Source organism: Pelatocladus sp. (genome assembly GCF_059505505.1).
The window spans coordinates 1-20,952 of sequence record NZ_JCACKS010000262.1 but is presented as its reverse complement, the minus strand read 5'-3'; the positions used below and the strand labels follow the sequence as shown (position 1 = coordinate 20,952).

At 41.6% G+C, this 20,952-nt stretch carries 17 protein-coding genes and 1 pseudogene; 6 read left to right on the top strand and 12 right to left on the bottom strand.

From position 1 onward, the window contains the following. Positions 1 to 160: 160 nt before the first annotated feature. The 5 genes from AC5JMK_RS27820 to leuS all read right to left on the bottom strand — a co-directional run bounded on the left by AC5JMK_RS27820 (position 161) and on the right by leuS (position 7,830). The gene (locus AC5JMK_RS27820; protein ID WP_096676250.1) at positions 161 to 1,402 is read right to left on the bottom strand and encodes a DUF4912 domain-containing protein; all 1,242 of its coding nucleotides are present in this window, start codon (positions 1,400 to 1,402) and stop codon (positions 161 to 163) included. A 578-nt stretch (positions 1,403 to 1,980) separates the two neighbouring features. Beyond that, on the bottom strand, positions 1,981 to 2,658 hold the full coding sequence (locus tag AC5JMK_RS27815) for an SAM-dependent methyltransferase (RefSeq protein ID WP_096676249.1): 678 nt from the start codon (positions 2,656 to 2,658) through the stop codon (positions 1,981 to 1,983). A gap of 21 nt (positions 2,659 to 2,679) precedes the next feature. Then, positions 2,680 to 3,567 (bottom strand): sugar phosphate nucleotidyltransferase, encoded by an 888-nt coding sequence (locus tag AC5JMK_RS27810; protein WP_096676248.1) that lies wholly within the window; start codon positions 3,565 to 3,567, stop codon positions 2,680 to 2,682. Continuing rightward, entirely contained in the window at positions 3,548 to 4,624 is a 1,077-nt protein-coding gene (locus AC5JMK_RS27805) for a mevalonate kinase family protein (protein WP_096676247.1), read from the bottom strand. Before AC5JMK_RS27805 ends, AC5JMK_RS27810 begins: the two co-directional genes overlap by 20 nt. A 629-nt stretch (positions 4,625 to 5,253) precedes the next feature. Beyond that, positions 5,254 to 7,830: a leucine--tRNA ligase gene (gene leuS / locus AC5JMK_RS27800; protein WP_495911461.1), complete on the bottom strand. Its 2,577-nt coding sequence runs from the start codon at positions 7,828 to 7,830 to the stop codon at positions 5,254 to 5,256. Between the two features lie 87 nt (positions 7,831 to 7,917). Between leuS and AC5JMK_RS27795 the strand changes: the two genes are divergently transcribed. Beyond that, positions 7,918 to 8,352 (top strand): gamma-glutamylcyclotransferase family protein, encoded by a 435-nt coding sequence (locus tag AC5JMK_RS27795; RefSeq protein WP_096676245.1) that lies wholly within the window; start codon positions 7,918 to 7,920, stop codon positions 8,350 to 8,352. A 207-nt stretch (positions 8,353 to 8,559) separates the two neighbouring features. Here the strand turns inward: AC5JMK_RS27795 and AC5JMK_RS27790 are convergent, their stop codons facing one another. From AC5JMK_RS27790 to AC5JMK_RS27780, 3 genes are all read right to left on the bottom strand, one after another. Next, the gene (locus AC5JMK_RS27790; protein WP_096676244.1) at positions 8,560 to 9,171 is read right to left on the bottom strand and encodes an anti-sigma factor family protein; all 612 of its coding nucleotides are present in this window, start codon (positions 9,169 to 9,171) and stop codon (positions 8,560 to 8,562) included. Positions 9,172 to 9,337: 166 nt separating this feature from the next. Further along, positions 9,338 to 9,994, bottom strand: a complete 657-nt coding sequence (locus tag AC5JMK_RS27785; RefSeq protein ID WP_096676243.1) for a sigma-70 family RNA polymerase sigma factor — start codon at positions 9,992 to 9,994, stop codon at positions 9,338 to 9,340. A 296-nt stretch (positions 9,995 to 10,290) separates the two neighbouring features. Beyond that, the gene (locus AC5JMK_RS27780) at positions 10,291 to 10,443 is read right to left on the bottom strand and encodes a QAALIT motif small membrane protein (RefSeq protein WP_495911460.1); all 153 of its coding nucleotides are present in this window, start codon (positions 10,441 to 10,443) and stop codon (positions 10,291 to 10,293) included. 350 nt (positions 10,444 to 10,793) lie between these two features. On the opposite strand from AC5JMK_RS27780, the gene AC5JMK_RS27775 reads away from it, so the two are divergent. Next, the gene (locus AC5JMK_RS27775; RefSeq protein WP_495911459.1) at positions 10,794 to 11,468 is read left to right on the top strand and encodes a L,D-transpeptidase; all 675 of its coding nucleotides are present in this window, start codon (positions 10,794 to 10,796) and stop codon (positions 11,466 to 11,468) included. 275 nt (positions 11,469 to 11,743) lie between these two features. Here AC5JMK_RS27775 and AC5JMK_RS27770 read toward each other — a convergent pair whose 3' ends face one another. Further along, positions 11,744 to 12,289 carry a late competence development ComFB family protein gene (locus AC5JMK_RS27770; protein ID WP_495911458.1) on the bottom strand — a complete coding sequence of 182 codons (546 nt, stop codon included), beginning with the start codon at positions 12,287 to 12,289 and terminating at the stop codon, positions 11,744 to 11,746. A gap of 94 nt (positions 12,290 to 12,383) precedes the next feature. Further along, positions 12,384 to 13,307, bottom strand: coding sequence for a M23 family metallopeptidase (locus tag AC5JMK_RS27765; protein ID WP_495911457.1), 924 nt, complete (start codon positions 13,305 to 13,307; stop codon positions 12,384 to 12,386). A gap of 411 nt (positions 13,308 to 13,718) precedes the next feature. On the opposite strand from AC5JMK_RS27765, the gene AC5JMK_RS27760 reads away from it, so the two are divergent. The 3 genes from AC5JMK_RS27760 (at position 13,719) to AC5JMK_RS27750 (ending at position 16,741) form a co-directional block, all read left to right on the top strand. Next, positions 13,719 to 13,913: a DUF2281 domain-containing protein gene (locus AC5JMK_RS27760; RefSeq protein ID WP_096676239.1), complete on the top strand. Its 195-nt coding sequence runs from the start codon at positions 13,719 to 13,721 to the stop codon at positions 13,911 to 13,913. After that, the gene (locus AC5JMK_RS27755; protein WP_096676238.1) at positions 13,898 to 14,230 is read left to right on the top strand and encodes a type II toxin-antitoxin system PemK/MazF family toxin; all 333 of its coding nucleotides are present in this window, start codon (positions 13,898 to 13,900) and stop codon (positions 14,228 to 14,230) included. The genes AC5JMK_RS27760 and AC5JMK_RS27755 overlap by 16 nt, the downstream gene beginning before the upstream one ends. A 171-nt stretch (positions 14,231 to 14,401) precedes the next feature. Further along, positions 14,402 to 16,741: a monovalent cation:proton antiporter family protein gene (locus AC5JMK_RS27750; protein ID WP_096676237.1), complete on the top strand. Its 2,340-nt coding sequence runs from the start codon at positions 14,402 to 14,404 to the stop codon at positions 16,739 to 16,741. Positions 16,742 to 16,818: 77 nt separating this feature from the next. Here the strand turns inward: AC5JMK_RS27750 and AC5JMK_RS27745 are convergent. Beyond that, positions 16,819 to 17,154: pseudogene (locus AC5JMK_RS27745) on the bottom strand (Rpn family recombination-promoting nuclease/putative transposase); the annotation flags it as partial. 66 nt (positions 17,155 to 17,220) lie between these two features. On the opposite strand from AC5JMK_RS27745, the gene AC5JMK_RS27740 reads away from it, so the two are divergent. Further along, positions 17,221 to 19,125 (top strand): GTPase family protein, encoded by a 1,905-nt coding sequence (locus tag AC5JMK_RS27740; protein ID WP_096676236.1) that lies wholly within the window; start codon positions 17,221 to 17,223, stop codon positions 19,123 to 19,125. A 361-nt stretch (positions 19,126 to 19,486) separates the two neighbouring features. On the opposite strand, the gene AC5JMK_RS27735 is transcribed toward AC5JMK_RS27740, so the two are convergent. Then, positions 19,487 to 20,494: a 2-hydroxyacid dehydrogenase gene (locus tag AC5JMK_RS27735; RefSeq protein WP_495911456.1), complete on the bottom strand. Its 1,008-nt coding sequence runs from the start codon at positions 20,492 to 20,494 to the stop codon at positions 19,487 to 19,489. Positions 20,495 to 20,952: the final 458 nt, after the last annotated feature.

Genomic DNA, 20,952 nt, shown 5'->3' with positions numbered 1-20,952 from the left:
CCAAGCTTATTTGTGCGATTGCTGTGCTACTTGCTCGACTACTTCTACAGTCAAGTCTAAAACTTGAGCGATCGCCCACATTATCCAACATCAAAAACCCTGTCACAGCTATGCTGTAACAGGGGTAAAACTAGAGATTCTGATTGTGGCTAATCTTAAATTAACCGAGCCATTCTAAAACCGCTTCTTCCTTAGTGTTGGTATTGCGTGATGGAGTTTCACGATTAAACTTCATGTGAATTGAGCGGGTTTGCTCGCCATCAGCAGCCACAGCCATGATTGGGTAGTCAATCAAACCATCTTGGAAGGACATCTGGAAGCGGAATGTTCCATCTGGATTTAACTTAATGGGACGACCACCAATGGTGACAGTTGCATCGGGTTCGGTTGCACCGTAGACAATCAACTCAGCATCTGCAATCAACCAGAACTGGCGTGGACGAACAGGTACGGCGGAAGCAGAGAAGCCGACACCAGACATACCTACACCAGACATAGTTAAGCCAGATACAGTTGGAACTGCCCACATACCTACACCAGAGGGGAAGACATAGGAACTGATGGCTTGTTCTGGAGTAACTGAACCAGGAACATGCTGCATTGAGCCAAACAAAGAACCAGCAACTCGCTGTGCCTCCGCAGATTCTGCCAAGCCAAAGATTTGGTCGTAAATGGCGTTACCTGTAGCACTAGCAGCAGCAGCTTTCTTCGCTGGGGGAACCAACTCGTAGAAGCTTTTACTACGCAAATCTTCTTCAAAGTTGACGTTGATGAAAACGTCTTCAATCCAATCAGATGGATATACAGGAGGAACGTGGACAGGAGTAGAACGAGCCAATACTAACCAGCGACCATCAGCACAACGGTAGCCGATATCGATCACATAATCGCGATCGCTCACAGGAATTGGCAAATACCATTCCCGTGCTAGTTCATCGCAAGGATATTCCTGAATACTGTGAGGACTTTGGTACTCCAAGTTGATGTCGGTAACATCATAAATCCGCAGCGCCAGTTGTTGTCCTCCTTGGCGTCGCAATTCTTCTTTGTGATCGTTAGGAACATCCCAATAAGTGTAAGCCCACTGGGGATCACGAGGCATTAGAACAATGCGGCTTTCACCATAACCATCTGGTAATTCGCCAATTCCTTCGTCTACATCAGCCAGAGTACCACCAGTAAGATCTTCTTGACCCAATTCAAATTTTGCTGCTTCCACGGTTTCCTGTGCCTCCAATGAAAAAGATTGGCTGGGAGATGCTGCGCTACGCTCAATTTCTTGTATCGCTGCTAACAGCTGCGATTTACGCATTCGGCTATAACGAGAGACACTGTAAGAGCTTGCTACTTTACGTAGCTGTCGCAATGTCATCTCTTCTAATGGTGGTCTTTCTTTTGCCATGAATTTGGCCTCCAGTCATTTGAAAGGTTAATAATGTACCCTTGTCTATAAGTGGTTGATTCAATCCCATCCACCTTAGATTAACTTTTGCTTCTCGACTCCTGCTCTACCTCAACTTTGCCTAAATTTCAGTTAGGTTTTTATTGTTTTTTTATATTGCGGGTCACTCCCTTTCAATTTCCTGTTATGCCAAAATCAGCATTTTTTAATTTTGGGAGTTAAGGAGTCTTTATGTTAAAAAATACTAACTGTTAACCTCCCCCTGGGATCAAGAGGTTGCCATGCTTGTTTTTAGTATTTTTACGAATTTATTACTTATTTGGGGATCGCCTTGTCATTATTCTATGACATAGACGCTAAAATCAGCATCAAAAAGTCATGATTCAGTGACATAAAGTTATAAGTTAGTACTATGTCACTATAAAGCCCTACTTATTGTTGTGAAAGCTTGACACAAACAACTTTGATTTAAGATGGTGGGGATCGGAAATCGGGAATCGGGGACAAGGGAGGAATAAATACCAATCCCCAATCCCCAATCCCTGTAAAAAAACTCCAGTTCTCAACTTGGACGAGGTTTAACTAATCAACAGCATTTCGTTTCCACCTTTTTGGAGTTCATATTCTACTCTGATGATTGAAACTGTATATCCTAGTTTCCGGAATTCTTGGATGATGCGATCAAGATAGGGAGAACGTTGCAACATCAAAGTCAGCAAAGGGAAAATCCGTACTTGTTGACTGACTCTGAGCATTTCCTGAATCGAGTCAAAGTGAAATTGGTAATCATGATGCTCAGAATACAAAAATAAAAAGTGTGAACATAAAGCAATATCAAATTCTTTATCTTTAAAATCAAGTTGCGGTAGTTCACCAATTAAATATCTTTGCTCTATTTTTCCCCGCTCGTAATCACTGGCAAATTTGTTGATAGCTGCTATTCTATTATATTTTAAATCTTCAGGAGATTTATGATATGACCAAATCCAATCATTAGGACTTGCTTTCACTTGGTCAATTATATTATCAACTACTTCATTAAATCTTTTTTGGATTAAATCACCACTAAATTGGTAAATTGGATCAATAGAAGTGACATTCATCCCAATTTTTGTAGCTTCTGCATTGAAGCTAGCCGGACCATCGCCAACACCTAAAATGCGCTTGTTAAAATCTGATTGATTAAGATTGAAAATTTGCACATATTCATCAAGCGATCGCCCAAAAGGAACAACTTTTTCTAATTTCATTGCCATTGGTAATTACCGTTGGTATAATTATCTATTTCTAAAATCAATCAAGGTTTGCAAATAAACATCTGGTATTCCAATATCAAAACTTTTTCCTTGTACGACATACCCTGTCATTCCCTCTTGTTGACGTACTTGTTCTAGACAGGTTGTTAATTGAAATTCGCCCCGTTCTCGAAATTTATTATTAATATTTTCTTCGAGAAAATCAAAAATTGTAGGCGTTAGTGCATACAATCCAAAAATAGATAAAAATTCGTTTTCTGGTATCCCTTCAATACGCAAATGCTGACGTGCATATTCAACAGTTGGTTTTTCGTAGACTTGTGTTAAGGAAAGAATAGAATCTGGCTGTTGCCAAACTCCTGTAACACACCCGGCTTTATGAATCATATCTTCTGAAATTGTTGTTAAGCCAACAACACTTAGATTTGCTTGGGCGTAAACTTCTAATACTTGACGCGCACAAGATTTTTTAATATTAGATGCATAAATATGGTCGCCTAGCATGAGTAAAAATGGCTGATCATTTACCCATTCTTTGGCACAATATACAGCATGTCCATAACCTGCCTGTTCTTTTTGTGATAAAAATTTGATTCTGTCACCTAAATCTACGATATGTTTACTATGTTTTTGATTTTCTGGTGATAGCTTTTCAAAAAGCTCTGCTTTGGGTGGATATTTAAATAAATCAATAAAAATTCTTTTGTCTTCTGGTTGAATGATAATTCCAATTTCTTCGATTCCAGCACTAATTGCTTCTTCAACTATGAGTTGAATTACTGGTTTTACTCTGCCATCTTGATCAATTATTGGGAAAAGTTCTTTTTTGACAACTTTGGTAGCAGGAAATAAGCGAGTACCAAAACCAGCAGCAGGGATTACAGCTTTCTTAATTTGAGTTTTTGGCATAAATCGTTAGTTCTAAACATTGCATTTGTGGAAAATCTCGTTCAATGATTTCAATAACTTTTTGTTGATTTTCTTTGTCTTTCACAATAAATTGTGCTGTACCGTCACCTTGAGAACCAACACCTTTGCCCCCCAAAATATAAGGTTGAATTGGTAGATAATTAAGTAATTCATGTAAGACAGGTGCTGTTAACTCTTCAGGACAAGCCGATATCATATACTTGTCAAATTCTACCTGTGCTTGTCTCATCAGAGTACCGATTCTTTCTGCATCGCCTGTTTGTAAGGCGTTAATGGCGGCCTGGGTAATTTGATAGCTGATAAAACCCAAATATTTTTGGACATTCGCTTGTATGGAGTTGCTGGCGAAGGGATAACACTGATTGAGTTTGCTGAGGATTACTTGAGTATTTTTGCTAGCACCAAGATCCACTATCACAAAAAACAAATCTTTGGGAACGCTGAGTTCGATGATCTCTGTGCGATCGCCATCAAATATCATCGCAATGGGACAATTACCATAAGCACAAGCTTGATCCATGCGTCCACAACGAGAAGGAGTGGTAATCTCTCCAAAATAGGCAAACTCCATTTCTTCTTGGATAGACATCTTTAAGTCATATACCAGATTAAAAGCTCTCGCTACTAACACGCAAATAGCCGCACTCGATGACAGCCCTTTTTGAATCGGTAAATCTGTCAGGTAATTATCAATTTCTATTCCCCCAATAGAATTTAGAGACCTACTGCTATACACCCCTGCCAAAAATTGATAAGCGACACCAGCAGCATAACTAAAAAATCCACCCTTTCTAGCTTCTGTAAGTAAAGCCTGTGCTTCCATCGGTAGAGTCAGAGATTTATGAGTTCCATCACCAACAAAAGTACTAATAACTAATTGATTAGGATGAGACTTCACTTGTGCATACAACCCCTGATTTGTACCTACCAGCAACGTGTAGCCTATTTCTAATTCAGGATTGAGATGACGGTATCCTCCCGCCCAATCAGTGTGTTCGCCAAATATACACAGACGTCCTGGTACAAAAATGTTCATATATGTTTATGATATTACTCAAGTATTCTCACGTATTCTGTAACAATTAATCATGTCTACGAGCATGTTCTTATACCATAACGTGCTGAGGGTCAAGCGGAGTTTCGCCACATATTATGCTTGAATGGCAATCATTTGCTGCTTAGTTATACTAGTGTCAGTTTAGAAACTGTCACTTACCCTTGTCCGCGTTTTATACCAGAGGAGATATTCTTATTTTGTGCAAGGAGTGATACCACTTCACCACATGTTTGCCACAAGTTATTTTCGTAATACCCGTTTGACTAAAGGTGATTGCGAATATCGAATGTCGCATCAAATAAGTGATTTGGTATAAAAATATATAAAAAGCGCTTGAGTTCGCAAACTTCTCAGGCGCTTTTACGTGTAATTAATTATCTGCTAAAGCTAAATCAAACAGTCTGCTTCAGCAGACTTTGGTTATGAGGGTCTTCCACGTAGAAAAAACGGGCAGGCTTCTTTGGATATTCCGCATGGCCCATTGATTAATAAAGGGGTTTATAAGCCTGCCCGTTTTTTTGGGGACAATGCAAATGAGACTGCGATTTGAATCGCAGGCGGTTTTTTTGAATAATTGGTATAGTACTCGATCCCCGATTCCCGATCCCTTATCCAATCACAAAATTAATCAACTTACCAGGCACCACAATCACCTTTTTAATTTCTTTGCCTTCTATGTAACGTTTGGCAATTTCAGATTCGCGGGCGTATTTTTCCAACTCTGCTTTGTCTGCTTGTGCTGGAACTGGAATTGCACCGCGAGTTTTACCCATAATCTGAATAACCAAATTAATTTCATCAGCAACTAAGGCTGCTGAGTCATACTTCGGCCAGGTTTGGGTATGAACTGAGTTGCTGTTACCCAACAAATGCCACAATTCATCGGCGATGTGGGGCGCAAAAGGTGCCAGCAGGATAACTAAAGTTTGAATACCTTCTGCATAGATTGGCGAGTTTTTACAAGAGGTGTCGGTGATGGCGTTACTCAGTTTCATCAATTCTGAAATCGCCGTGTTGAATTGATATTCATCTTCTACGTCTTCACTGACTTCTTTAATTGCGGTGTGAATTGCGCGTCGTAAGTCTTTTTCATTTTTTGTCATTTGTCCTTTATGTGTTGCAGATGACGGATGACTATTAACAAACTCTGTCACCAACCGCCAAACTCGGTTCAAAAAGCGAAATTGCCCTTCTACGTCTGCTTCATCCCATTCCAAATCTTTTTCAGGTGGTGCTTTGAACAAAATGAACATCCGGGCGGTATCGATACCATATTTATTAATCACATCTTCCGGCGCTACACCATTGCCTTTAGATTTGGACATAGTGGCATAAATGCGTTGCAGTGGTTCACCTGTTTGGGGATCGTGGGGATCGTTAGGATCAACAAGATGGGAAGGAATCCATTTGTCTTTACCACCTTTATTCGGGTTGAAGTAAGTTAAACCCTGCACCATTCCTTGAGTTAACAAGCGTTGGAACGGTTCGTCGAAATTCAACAAGCCGCGATCGCGCAATACTTTGGTAAAGAACCGCGAATACAACAAGTGCAAAATCGCGTGTTCAATTCCACCTACATATTGATCGACGGGCATTAAATCATTTACTCTTGTAGAGTCGAAAACCTGCTGTTCATTCTGAGCATCGGTAAAACGCAAGAAATACCACGACGAATCAATAAATGTATCCATTGTGTCGGTTTCCCGTTTTGCAGGTGTACCGCAGTTGGGACAAGGTACGTTTACCCAACTTTCCAAGTTTGCCAAAGGCGAACCACCACGTCCGGTAAATTCTACATTTTCCGGTAACTTGACGGGCAAGTCTTGATCTGGAACCGGAACCGCGCCACAATCGGGACAATGAATGATGGGAATGGGTGCGCCCCAGTAACGTTGTCGAGAAATTAACCAATCCCGCAAGCGATATTGTACCCGTTCTTTGCCAAAGCCTTGTTTCTCGGCGTACTCCACAATTGCTTTTTTGGCGTCGGTGGAATTCATGCGATCGAATTGGCTGGAATTCACCAACACTCCAGGTTCTGTGTACGCCTCTTGTAGAGACGTTACATGTAACGTCTCTACATTATCAGCACGTACTATTACAACTTTAATCGGCAAATTCTGATCCTTGGCAAATTTAAAATCCCGTGCATCGTGTGCAGGTACACCCATGACAGCACCTGTACCGTATTCGTACAGTACATAATCAGCGATCAAAATCGGAATTTCTTCCCCTGTAAACGGGTTAATTGCTTTACCACCCGTCGGTATACCCCGCTTGGGCTTATCTTCAGCAGTGCGTTCCAACTCGCTTTGGTTGGTAACTTCTTCGACAAATGCTGCTACTGCTGCTTGCTGTTCTGGTGTTGTCACCAGCTGTGTTAACGGATGTTCTGGTGCTAAGACTACGTAGCTAACGCCGTAAACTGTATCTGGGCGGGTGGTGTACACACCAATTTTCTCGGAACTACCTACAATGGGAAATTCCAAATATGCACCTGTAGATTTGCCAATCCAGTTCGCCTGCATCAACTTGACACGTTCTGGCCATCCGGGCAATTTTTCTAAGTCATTCAACAATTCTTCGGCGTAGTCGGTGATTTTGAAAAACCATTGGCGCAATAATTTACGTTCGACTTTCGCCCCACTACGCCAGGAACGTCCTTCGTTGTCTACTTGTTCGTTTGCCAATACAGTTTGGTCAATGGGGTCCCAGTTTACTGCTGCTTCTTTTTGATAAGCTAAACCTGCTTGGTAAAACTGCAAGAAAATCCACTGTGTCCACTTATAATAATCTGGGGAACAGGTGGCAACTTCACAGTCCCAGTCAATCGATAAACCCAGACGTTGCAATTGCTGGCGCATCTTGGGAATATTTTGATAAGTCCAATTTGACGGGGGAACACCTCGGTCAATTGCGGCATTTTCTGCGGGTAAACCGAAAGCATCCCAACCCATCGGATGCAGTACCCGATAACCTTGCATTCGCTTGAGGCGGACAATCACATCGGTAATCGTATAATTACGGGCGTGACCCATGTGCAGGCTGCCCGATGGATAGGGGAACATGGACAGGGCGTAGTATTTTGGCTTATTGCTGTCTAGGGAAATTTTATCTAAGCCAAGTTCATTCCATGTCTTTTGCCATTTTTCCTCAATCTGTGTTGGGTTATATCGGGAATCCACGAAAACTCTCCTACTGGACTTTAACCATAGTTTGCCTCCATATTTTAGATGATGGTAGGCAAATGAATGGCTTGGTTGAAATAAGCAATGATTGAATTAAAAGAAAAATCTTCTGGTTTATTGCGGGTGTTTGTTTATGGCACCCTCAAACCAGGAGAAGCTAATTATCAAAACTACTGCGATCGCAAAGTGGTAAATGCGACTAAAGCTTATGTGCTGGGTAAACTGTTTGATCTGCCCCAAGGATACCCAGCTATGACATCAGGGGATAGTCCTGTCTACGGGTATTTGTTAGAATTTGATTTGCCAGAAGTTCTAGTCGAACTCGATGATCTCGAAGATTACCACCCTGCTAGACCAGTTCCAGAAAATTTATATAATCGGCAACAAATAGAAGTATATGATTTCCAAGGGCGATCGCTCTGTTGGGCTTGGGCTTACTTGATGACGCCGGAAATGGTTGATAATTTAGGAGGTGTTCACCAAGCTAATGGCTGGTGGACGAATGACCGAACAAGGTAAAAGTCAAAAGGCAAAAGAAAGAAAGAATAAATATTTATATGGTCATATTTTCACTTTCTACTTCTTAAGACCCTAACTAGTTCACAACGGCGTAAATAAAGCAACCATTTAAAATAGTCGAAAAGCTTATAAAATAAGCATTCTTTCTTTTTACTTTTGCCTTTTTACTTTTGCCTTATTGTACTAGTTCACTTTATTTGACAATTCCTAATGATATTCATTCCCTATATCTAATGGTTGTAGCTGTTTTGGTCGATTAAATGGATCTTCTGGGGTAGTTTCTGCTGCTTTCGGAATTGGCAAAATGGGGTTGTTAATAGAAACATTTAATGGTGCGGCAGCAATAGTCTTTGCTGGTTGCGCCTGTTCTGTTATAGTATTTTGAGCCAGTTGTGGGCTGAATTTCCCACCCGGTAATAAGCCAGACACCGCACCAATAATTGTCGCGGCGATAGCTGTACCTCCCCAAACTAAGGCAAGACGTGTACGGCGACGGCGTAAACGAGCTATGACTCGTTCAACAGTTTCTTCTACTGCTTGTGACTGCGGTACTGGCATTGTCCGCAAGCCTTGACGCAATTTCAAAAGCCGTGAATACAAGCATTTTACTGCCTGATCGCTTGCCAGCAATTCTTCTACTTGCCTACGTTCGGCAGCAGTGAGTTCACCATCAAGATAAGCACTTAATAATTCGAAGCGATCGCGCTTCACCATATCTATAGCACCCGTTAATTCATTGGTATGCTCTGCCTCCCCATCTGGCAAATTAAGATTAAATTGCAAGTGGGAATGGTCGTTAAAGTGAGAATCAGTAGTCATCTTAACATTATTACCAATTCACGCACGGGTAAACACAACAAATTTCGATCCAGGATAGTCCTTATTTCTCCTGATTTATCCTAGTAGCAGAAGCACTTTACATAATTTTAATAAATCTTAATGAAATATAAAATTCTGCTTTTCACCTGATGGTGAAACTTTGAAACTAGGAACCAAGATAAGTTTGTAACTGCGCTTGCAATCTGGCTCTAGCTCTGGCTATTCTCGATTTGACTGTTCCCAAGGAAACTCCAGTGATTTCGGCAATTTCTTCATATGCCATACCTTCAATTTCCCTTAAAACAATAGTCGTACGGAATACCTCTGGCAAATCCGCGATCGCTTCTCGCAATTGTTCATAGAACTCTCTAGTTGTGAGTTCTTCTTCTGGTCCGGGAGTATCTCCTGCGATTTCCCAATCCATCTCGCCGTCGTCTACCGAACGGGGAGCATCCAGCGATACAGGACTGACAACTCGCTTACGTTTGCGTAACTCGTCGTAAAACAAGTTAGTAGCAATGCGGCTTAACCAACCCCGAAATTTAGCTGGTTCTTGCAATCGGTTAATATTGCGATAGACCCGAATCCAAACTTCTTGAGCTAGATCCGCTCTGTCAGACCAATCAGGGGCTAAATGGTATAGCACCCTATCAACTTGGGATTGATAACGACGCAGGAGTTCTGTAAATGCAGCACGATCTGGGCGCAGTCCAGTCTGACAGCGTAAAATTAAATCGTGGTTAGAGAGTTTGTCAACTTGCACTGATGCTTCTGGGATTCTTGCATCAACAGTTGACCAGGATACAGTAATCGATTCGCTCATAGATCGTACTGGTTGTAAATCATCCCTATCTATTAGACCTACTTATCTGCCGGATGTTCCAAGTAAGAGTGACGGATTTGTGACTGGAACACAGGATACCTTTGCAGATACTTTGCTGTAAGACACAGCTAGGTTACGTATATTTGTGACAGCATTCAATACTGAATACTTACTATTGTCAAAAATATTTTTTTATGATATCTAAGCTTTGACAAGTGTCAAATAATTTTGGATTTTAGATTTTAGATTGACCTCACAATTTTTTCTGTGGTCTAATTCCCAATTCCCATTACCCATTACTTTTGTGGCAACCTCACCAAGATAGTAGGTGCTGGTTGTTGTAACTGATGTAAATCAGCACCTCTATTAGATTCTTCTAGTACGCGAACTTGCAAAAATAAATTCAGGGAAAATGTAATCGTAATTGCTAACAATAGTTTTTCTAACATGAAACTTACTCTCACCCACACCATGAACACCACTTAAAATGATTGAAAACAGGGCCTATTCGGTTCCAGGGAGTATCTATAAAATTCTCACCTGGATTTATATAAAACTAGACAATGGCACAACTCTGTATAGCCCTAGTTTGCCCATGAGTATGAACAAATTCATAATGGAACTGCTAAATGTTTGTAAATTTTTGGTAATTGGTTTACAAGAGAATCTGAAAAACTTTTCAAAAATAGCTAACTGTAAAATACATAACAGTCACAGTCGCTTTCATTAGAGCTAGAGTAGGGAAGAAAAACTGTGATCTGATGGCTGAGTCAACGGGGAATTTTGGAGAAAATAAACGATGGCGACGGTAAGAAATGAATCTGTAACGCGTATGGCGATGCTACTTTGTTTTGGCACAGGCTTCTTATCTCTCGCTGTCCATTGGCAGGTTTCTGATTTGATGAAATCTCCCACAAATCAAGAACCTGGTGGAATTTATGTAGCAAGAGCAACAGATACAATTGCAAAGCCAAAAAGTTTGATACCAGATGAAAAACATAAAGCAAACCTTTCTCGTCCAATTCAGTCCCAGTTGGCTAAGGCTTCAGTAACACAAAAGCCTTCTACTGTTCTTGCATCTGCTGATCAGACACATGTAGTAGTTGATTTAAGCGATCGCCGCGTTTATGTTCAGCGCCAAAATCAAGTTATTGCTAGTTACCCAACAGGTATAGGCAAAAAAGGCTGGGAGACACCTACAGGTTCTTTTCAAATTGAAAATATGCGACGTAATCCTGTTTGGCGTCACCCAATCACAAACAAGGTATTCCCTCCAGGTGTAAATAGCCCTCTGGGAGATAGATGGATAGGTTTTTGGTCAGATGGTAAGGACAAAATCGGCTTTCACGGTACACCAGATGACAACCTAGTAGGTAGTGCCGTTTCTCACGGCTGCTTGCGTATGCGTACCCCTGACGTACGTTTGTTATACCAACAAGTACGCATGGGGACAACAGTGGAAGTTCGGCAATAGTCAATCCAAGTAAAAAGTAAAAAGTAAAAAGTAAAAAGAAAGACAATCCCCACAGATGAATCAGGGGGCTTGTAGCAAGGACGCCTTTTTTCTCCACTACGTGCGAGAAAAAAATCTTTATCTTTTTTGACCTGATTAAATTCAGGGGCTTGTGACCAAGTTTATTCTTCTTTCTTTTGCCTTTTAACTTTTTACTTTTGCCTTGTTCGGTCAATTGTCAATGGTCAATGGTCATCATTTCTAACAATTGACAATTGACAATTGACTTTTGACTACTAAGATAATGACTTCTGCTCAAAATTGGGTGCGTAGGCTTGGAGTAAAGTACTGACTTGGCGTAATACTTCATTGCCAGTGTTTTTACCCAAGACTTGCCGTTCTGGAAAGAAATTTGGTCTATCCAGATAACGGCTGATTGCTGCACTGACTTGTTGGTCAATTAATTCTTGTAGTTCTGCTTTGGCGTGTTGGCGCTGATAGTTAGCACCTTCTTCTGTAGTGGCGTATAGAGGGGGTAGACGGTTAAGGGCGTAAGCAGCAATATCTCCAACATCCAAAGAAGTTTCACTAGTAGCTTCGATTTCAGCTACGCGGGCGATCGCTTCTGTTAATACCAATTCTTCCATCACGTTAATAAACTGTTTGCGTGGTACCGCTATCACCTCACCAGTCAACAGCGTTCCCATCAGCCGATCCAGTGCCATATACTCTTCGATTGAGAGTTCATTAGCATTGTCACAGATTCGTCCGACTTCTGCTTCCATTGCTGGTGTCAGATAACCATCCTGGAGAGCCTGTTGCACAATTTTTTCTATACTCATAATGCTCATCTTTTTATAAGCTACCCAAGCAAAGAGGGACGGTACCAATCCAGTTTATTTTGCCCAATCTGAGCAAATAATACACAATTATTTATTATTTAAATTCTTGATATCGCCATGGTGTTGGATCAACAGATTGACCGTTGACATATAATCCCCAGTGCAAGTGAGGGCCTGTAGAAGCACCTGTAGAACCCACTGCGCCAATAAGTTGACCGGGTTTAACAATATCGCCTTCTTTGACATTAATGCGACTCAGGTGCATAAAAATACTTGTCACCCCTTGACCATGATCAATACCAACGACGTTACCATGAACCCGAAAACCTTGCGATACTTTTCCTACCAAAGCGACTCGCCCAGCTGCTGGAGCAACTACAGGTGAACCCGTAGAACCAGCGTAGTCAACACCGCGATGATAGTAATCTTTAGCAAATTTACCATTATAGTAGCGACGTACACCATAGATTGTGGAAATTCGCCCTGCATTTGGTTTAGTAAAAATGCCACTCCAGTATTTTTGCGGTGTTTGCAAAGCTTTAAATTCTGCGACACGCTTGAGTTCGTATTCTGTAGCTTGTACTCCTGCTTTACCTGGGGGTAAATTAATCCGTTGTACAGGGAACTTGCGATCGCGCACCAGCACTAATAAGTTCCGTACTTGACCATCTCCAGAAACGCGAACTGTTCTTTTACCACCGTCTTGTAATGGTGTGGTGGGAATAAAAGCCCGATACTGATTAGGAGTAATTTTAAACGCTGGGTAAGTTTTATCGCCAGAGGTGACTACTGGACTCGCACCAGTTCCAGGATTATCTACATTAATGAAAACCGATAAAGTATCCCCCAATTTCGGATTAGCTGGAGTCATCCGTACCTGTAAAGCCTCTGCGGGTAGTGCTAAGGCTACAGGGAAAGTAGCTAACATCCCGGCTACCATTCTGCCAACAAGACGGTTAACTTGCAAATTAGACACAGATGTTGTAAACAACTTTTGAGCGCGATCTACGGTAGTCATAAGAGATACAAAAAATCCTATCTGCTGATGAACAACAGACTATTTTACAGGCTGTAGTGTTTCTACCTTCCGACAGCAAATTTTATGAGACAACACATTACTAGTGTAATATTTGTGACTTGTCAAGTGCTAGCTCTGCATTAGTATTAATTTTTACTTGATGACTTGAGTAGAGCTAAAACGGCTTTGGTTGCAGTAAATTTGTTTTACAAACTCTACGTAAATTTTGATTAATTTTTTATTAAGAAAAACAGAAGCTACATCAGCAAAACTGGTTAAGGATGTGCGCCGAGAGGTAGCATTAAAAAAAGTATCTGATGTAGAGCCAGATAATTACGAGAAATTGTAACTACTAAAATCTTATAGCAATCAACAATAATAATACATCAAATTGTAATTGACTCACCTACTATGACTATTAAAGAACAACTGCTACAAGAAATTGAAAAAGTACCGGAACCTCTCTTACAAGAAGTGTTAGATTTTATTCAGTTTTTGCAAAATAAGCGTCAACAAGAGAAACTAGAAATAACCCTCTTAAGTGAATCTTCACTACAAAAAGACTGGCTGAAACCTGAAGAAGAGGCTGCATGGCAGGATTTGTAAAAGGTGATGTTGTGATTGTCCCGTTCCCTTTCTCCAACTTGACCCAAGCTAAACGTAGACCTGCTGTAATTGTTGTTAATCTTCGCGGTAATGACCTCATTCTCTGTCAAATTACCAGTCAAACACTGAGCGATGAATATGTTATTAACATTGATAATAGCGACTTTTGCACAGGTGGACTCAATCAAATTAGTAATATCCGCCCCTTACGCTTGTTCACGGCTGATGAATCAATCATTCTCTACAAAGCAGGTCAACTCAAACCAGAAAAACTAGAAGAAGTCATAGTGAAAATAATTGAGATCTTACAACAATAACAATCAATGCTTGACAATTTTTATTGTTTATGCGTATTTAAATTTGTCGAAGGTAACTATAATAAAACCCTGTTCAAAGCTGTTATTTCATTTACTGGGGAATTCCCCACAGCCATATCAAACTTTTGTATGCTGATTGTAAATAGGTCTTAATAGTTCTTTGAAAAACTTGTGCAAGAAGATTTTAGATTAATTGTTGATTTAGTCTCAGTTCTCGCTGTCGCCGCCTGTGGTGGACTGTTGGCGGCGCTTTTAAAACAACCTGTTTTACTGGGGTATCTGATTGGGGGGGTTGTTATTGGCCCGTCGGGACTAGGGCTAATTAAAGAATTAATTCAAGTAGAGACTCTAGCACAGTTCGGCGTTGCCTTTTTGTTATTTGCCTTGGGGGTGGAGTTTTCCTTTGCGGAACTCAAAAAAGTCAAAGCGATCGCCCTCGGTGGAGGTGGACTGCAAATTACCTTGACAATCGCAGTTACTGTTTTGGTGTGCGGTTTAACAGGGGCTTGGGGAACTTTACCAGCGAAGGGCGTATTTTTAGGGGCGATTCTGTCTTTGTCTTCCACAGCAGTTGTCCTCAAATGTTTGATGGAACGCAACGAGACAGAAACACCCCACGGACAGGTGATGCTGGGAATTTTGGTGGTGCAGGATTTGGCTCTGGGACTAATGTTGGCAGTTTTGCCAGCTTTGCACCAACCAGGGGAATCGATTGTGATGGCGGTACTCACAGCTTTGGCGCTGATTGGCTTGTTTGCGGCGGGTGCTGTGATTGCTGGTAAGTGGATCATTCCGCCTTTGTTGCGGATGCTAGCTCGTACAGAAAGCCGAGAGTTATTTTTATTAGGAGTAGTGGCGCTGTGTTTGGGAATTGCCCTATTGACAGAATATTTAGGGTTGTCAATTGAAATGGGGGCGTTTGTTGCGGGTTTAATGATCTCGGAGGTAGAATATGCCGATCAAACCCTGACTTATGTAGAACCACTAAGAGATATTTTTGCGAGCTTGTTCTTTGCTTCAATTGGAATGTTAATCGATCCAGTGTTTTTGTGGCATAACCTGGAATTGATTTTGGGGCTAGTGGCGATCGCATTTATTGGTAAATTTTTGATTATCACACCTCTAGTTAAACTGTTTGGCTACCCTCTGAAGACGGCGTTAATTACTGGGTTTGGACTGGCACAAATTGGGGAATTTTCCTTTGTTTTAGCCAGTGAAGGACAGGCTTTAGGATTAGTTTCTCGGCACATATATTTACTGATTTTGGGAACAACAGCAGTAACATTAGTCCTGACTCCCTTTGTATTACGCTTAGTACCGATTGTCTTTGATTGGCTAGAATCAATGCCTTGGCTAAAGCCCTATTTTAGTGGCGAGGGTAAGCCGTTGGAAGTAGCCGATGAATTACCAATAAAAGACCATGTTGTTGTTTGTGGTTACGGGCGAGTCGGTAAAAATTTGGTGAAATTGTTACAGCAACACAACTTACCTGTAGTGGTGATTGACCAATCTGAAAGTAGAATTCAAGAGTTACGTGAGGCGGGAGTGGCTTATGTATATGGAAATTGTGTGAGTTTTTACGTTTTAGAAACTGCGATGGTTAGTCAAGCTAAAGGAATGGCGATCGCACTTCCTGATCCCATGAGTATCCGGCTTAGTCTCAAACGCGCTTTAGAATTATCTCCTGATTTAGACGTAGTAGTGCGTGCCACCAGCGATAAAAATATTGAAGTTCTTTACCAACTGGGTGCAAGGGAAGTAGTGCAACCAGAATTTGAAGCCAGTATAGAAATGGCAACTTATATATTAAATGCTGCGGGATTCTCAAGTCTTGTTGTACAGCGAGAAATGCAAGAAATCCGCAACCGTCATTATTTAGATTTGCGTCCTGAACAATCAGCTTTCCAAGTTTCCCGTCATTTGCGACGGGCGACTCAAGACTTAAATAACCGTTGGTATTCTCTACCAGAAACTTCACCCTTAATTGGTATGACTTTAGAAGAAGCCGATATGCGCTACTTAACTGGGGTAAGTTTGATGGCTATTCGCCGCGCCAGTGGGGAAGAAGTAGATTATCCCGATGCTACTACCAGATTAGAAAAAGGCGATCGCTTGTTGGTGGTGGGTTCAGGCGAGGAATTAGCGGCTTTAGAAGAATTTGCCCTTGGGAAAGCGACTGTTCCCGGTGACAATAGCGCTTGTCAGTGGGTAATAGTCAATGCTGATTGTCCGATGCTGGGTAAAACTTTGGCAGATTTGAAGATTCGCCAACAATTTGGGGTGCAAGTGCAATCAATGCGCCGCGATGGCAAGTTTATTCGCTTCCCCAATGGCAAGATGGAATTGCAAGCTCAAGATCAATTGTTATTGTGCGGTAGTTTGACAAGTTTGAACCATCTAGAACAATTATTTGCTCCAGCAAATTCCCAATCCTCATCTGTTCCTGTAGTTAAAGCTAGTGAAGCGGAAGCTTTGAAAGAGTTTTTGCCGATGGATAGTGTGATTGATTGAGCTTTTTATTCAGTTATCAGTTATCAGTTATCAATTGTTCCCGACTTTTTGAAAAAGTCGGGCGCATATTCCCTTGCTTACTGAGAAGGTTGTTGTTGTGCAGCTTGTCTAACATCATCTACAGTTAAACCTAAAGCCTGTGCTATCTGCTCCACAGTTAACCCAGCAGCTAACATTGGTGGTACAGCAAGCAACTTTCCTTCCTGTCTTCCTTCCTGTCTTCCTTCCTGTCTTCCTTCCTGTCTTCCTTCCTGTTTTCCTTTCTGTTCGCCTTCTGCAAAAGCTTGCTGATATACTCGTGTTTGCTTCAACTCACTTAATCCAAACATTTGTTGTATCTCCTCAATCTCCATACTGGGAAATTTATAGACCAATATCGTCTCTATTATTTGCAATAATTTTTGCTGTTTTGGAGGTGCGATCGCAATTAGATACCATAAATAGTATACAAAAGCTCCACTTTGGATAGGTATAGGGCAATGGTGCGACTAAAACTTTGGCAATGGCTCGTCTTAGCAACACCCATCGCAACCATCATCACTTTTTTACTGGTATCGGCGGGATTGCAAATTCACGAGTGGGGGCTGAATTGGATTTGGGGTGTGTTCATCCTAGTGTTTGTGGGCTGGCGTTGGCTGCTGGTACAATGGACTCGCCCTGCGATCGCTCAAGTAGAATCTGTGATGGCAGAGGTGAGCAAAGAACTAGAGTCTGCCACAGGTGATATAATCCCTTCAGAGCAAACTGATGCCACCAAGCGAGCCGAAGCCGCACTCCAAGAAATACTGCAAGCATCAGGGAGCGATCGCCCGATTTGGGAAGACTGGCAAACATTTTGGCAGCGTTGTCAAGCTGTTGTTGTTGCTATTGCCAATATTTACTATCCAGAAGTTAAGTATCCTCTGCTGAATATCTATGTTCCTCAAGCTTATACCTTGATTCGAGGTACGGTAGATGCAATGGATCAGTGGATGCAAAAGTTATCTCCGGCTCTGAATCAAGTTACAGTTGGGCAAGCATTCCAAGCTTATGAAATTTACCAGAAGTTGGAACCTTCAGCCAAGAAACTATTACGGGCTTGGAACTTGGCGCAATGGCTATTTAACCCAGTCGCAGCGATCGCCAACCGAGCCAGTCAAGGTTATAGTAACCAAGCAAATCAGCAACTCCTGGTGAATTTAAGCCAATTGTTAAGGGAAGCAGCACTAAGAAATTTGTGTCAGCAAGCGATCGCTCTTTATAGTGGTAAATTACCTGTTGTCGAATCTGCTGTTATTCCAGCACCTCCCGCTACTACCAAAACCCAAACTTTGCGAGAAATCCTAGAACAAGCCGAACCTGTCGAAGTAGTCGAGCAAAAACCTGTAAATATTTTATTAGTAGGACGAACTGGAGCCGGGAAAAGCAGTTTGATTAATACCCTATTTCAGGCAGATTTAGCTGAAGTTGATGTATTACCTAGCACCGATAAAATACAGAATTATCACTGGCAAGCACCAGCAGGCGCAACCTTAAACCTTTGGGATACGCCTGGTTACGAACAAGTGAACCGTAATGACTTAAGAACACTCGTGCTTGATTATGCTAGTAATGCAGACTTGCTGCTACTCGTCACCCCAGCCCTTGATCCGGCTCTGCAAATGGATGTGGACTTTTTGCAAGACATGAAAGAAGAAGTTGCAGACTTGCCTGCTATTGCCATTGTTACTCAAGTTGATCGCCTGCGTCCGATTCGCGAATGGCAACCCCCCTATGATTGGCAATGGGGAGAACGACCAAAAGAAGTGGCAATTCGGGAAGCAACGCAGTACCGCGCGCAACAGTTGGGTGATTTTTGTAACCGAGTTTTGCCTGTGGTGACAGGAGACAGTAACACAGGTCGCAGTGCGTGGGGGATAGATGCTTTATCTTTAGTGTTAATTGATGCGATCGCACCAGCCAAGCAATTGCGTCTGGCTCGTTTTTTGCGTAACCTAGAGGCTAGGACTGTTGCTGCTGCTAAAATTATCGACCACTACACCTTCCAGATGGCAACAACTCAAGGATTGACTGCATTACTCAAAAGTCCAATTCTGCAATTTATTTCCACCCTTTCAACTGGATCTCCCACTTTGGCAAATCTGCTTGCACAGAAAATCCCCGCCGAACAGTTACCAATTGTGATTGGTAAATTGCAGATGGGATATGACTTATTTTTACTCTTGAGTACCGATAAAACGCTGAAGTTTGATTTATTAGCTTTGTGGCCATTGTTATTGGAAAACTCCGGCTCACCTGATCAAAATGCTAAGGCTTTTGGTCATGCATTGATAGAATACTGGACTCAGAATTTGAGCGTGGAACAATTACGCGAGCGGTTTATGTATTATTTGGGTGTGGGTTAATACATCTGGACACAAGATCCTCAACAAGATCCCCGACTTCTTGTAGACACCCGTAGGGTGGCTTCCCGGAGGGTAGAAGTCGGGGATCTGATTTCTCAACTGTGAACCAACAAAATTTATGAGAAAAGGCTACGGTGTAGCCATAAAACTTGTTGTCGTAAGGACATCAACTTGTGTCGTAAGGACATTAACTTGTGTCGTAGGGACACTAACTTGTGTTGTAGGGACACTAACTTGTGTCGTAAGGACATTAACTTGTGTCGTAAGGACATCAACTTATGTCGTTAGATCACAAATTCAGTGAACCTGATATCTTGCACCTACGCCATATCCCTAGGGTTGGTGCAAGATATCAGGTTCCCTACTTTTGATAGGATATTTCATTTTGTAAAGGATGATCCTGCTCAAACTCCGTGATATTTGCAACTGTTGTACTAGAGATATCACTGAGAGCATTACGAGTAAAAAACGCTTGATGGGCTGTAATCACAACATTTGGGAATGATTGCAATAGCTGAAAATCATCATCCAAAATTACAGTATTAGATAAATCTCTAAAAAACAGATCATCTTCTTGTTCGTATACATCAATACCTAAATTACCAATCTTGCCAGACTTGATCCCCTCAATTACCGCTTTGGTATGAATTAGCCCACCTCGACTAGTGTTAATCAGCATTGTACCAGGCTTCATTTGAGCGATCGCACTTGCGTCAATTAGGTGATATGTTTCCGATATGAGAGGACAGTGTAAGGAAATAATATTTGCGTTGGCAAATAAATCTGATAATTGCACGTAACGCGCATTAGCTATCTCTTCAAACTTGGGATTAGGAAAAGCATCGTACCCCAGCAAATGACAGCCAAATCCCCCCATAATCTGAGCAAAGATCATCCCGATTTTGCCTGTACCAATAATGCCGACGGTGCTACCATGCAAATCAAATCCTAACAGTCCTTCTAGAGAAAAGTTATCATCCCGAACTCGATTGTAAGCACGATACAGGCGGCGATTCAACATCAAAACCAAACTAACAGCATGTTCGGCCACAGAAAACGGAGAGTAAACCGTCACCCGCGCCACTTTAATTCCCAATTCTGCGGCTGTTTTCAGGTCTACATTGTTGAACCCAGTAGACCGTAGTGCAATAAAACGAGTACCCTGTTCCGCCAAAATTTCCAGAGTCTCAGCACCCACATCATCATTGACAAACACACAAACTGCTGGAAAATCAACCGCCAGAGAAGCAGTTTTTGGGCTGAGTCTGGTATCAAAGTAAACAAACTCATGATTTGCTTGGACTGCTGCATTTGCTGCATCCAAAAACTCACGGTCATAAGACTTGCTGCTGAAAACTGCAACTCTCATAGAAGATTCCCGGATGAATTTAATACTTGCTTTCCATCTGCAATGATTCTACATTACACCTTGAAAGGATTAGGGTTTAAACCCTTAGCCAATAACACAAGTTGTCTTAATAAGACTCAAACAAATCAAACAGTCTGCTTAAGCAGACTTTAGCTGTGAAACTGCGATTTAAATCGCAGGCGGGATAATTGGTGAGGTACTTAAACACAAAAAAAGCCTGATTGCATAAAAGCAATCAAGCTAAAATTTAGATCACACAAACTCACACAATAGGTATTTAAATCACAAGATTAATGACAAGTTATTACACACCAGAACCTTCTAGATTCACTTTGACTACTTTGTTCTTTTCTGCTTCAGTTTTAGGCAGAGTCAGGTTGAGAATTCCGTCTTTGTATTCAGCAGTAACCCACATTCCGCACTTCAAATTGAAGTACAAAGAGATTACATCATGAGAA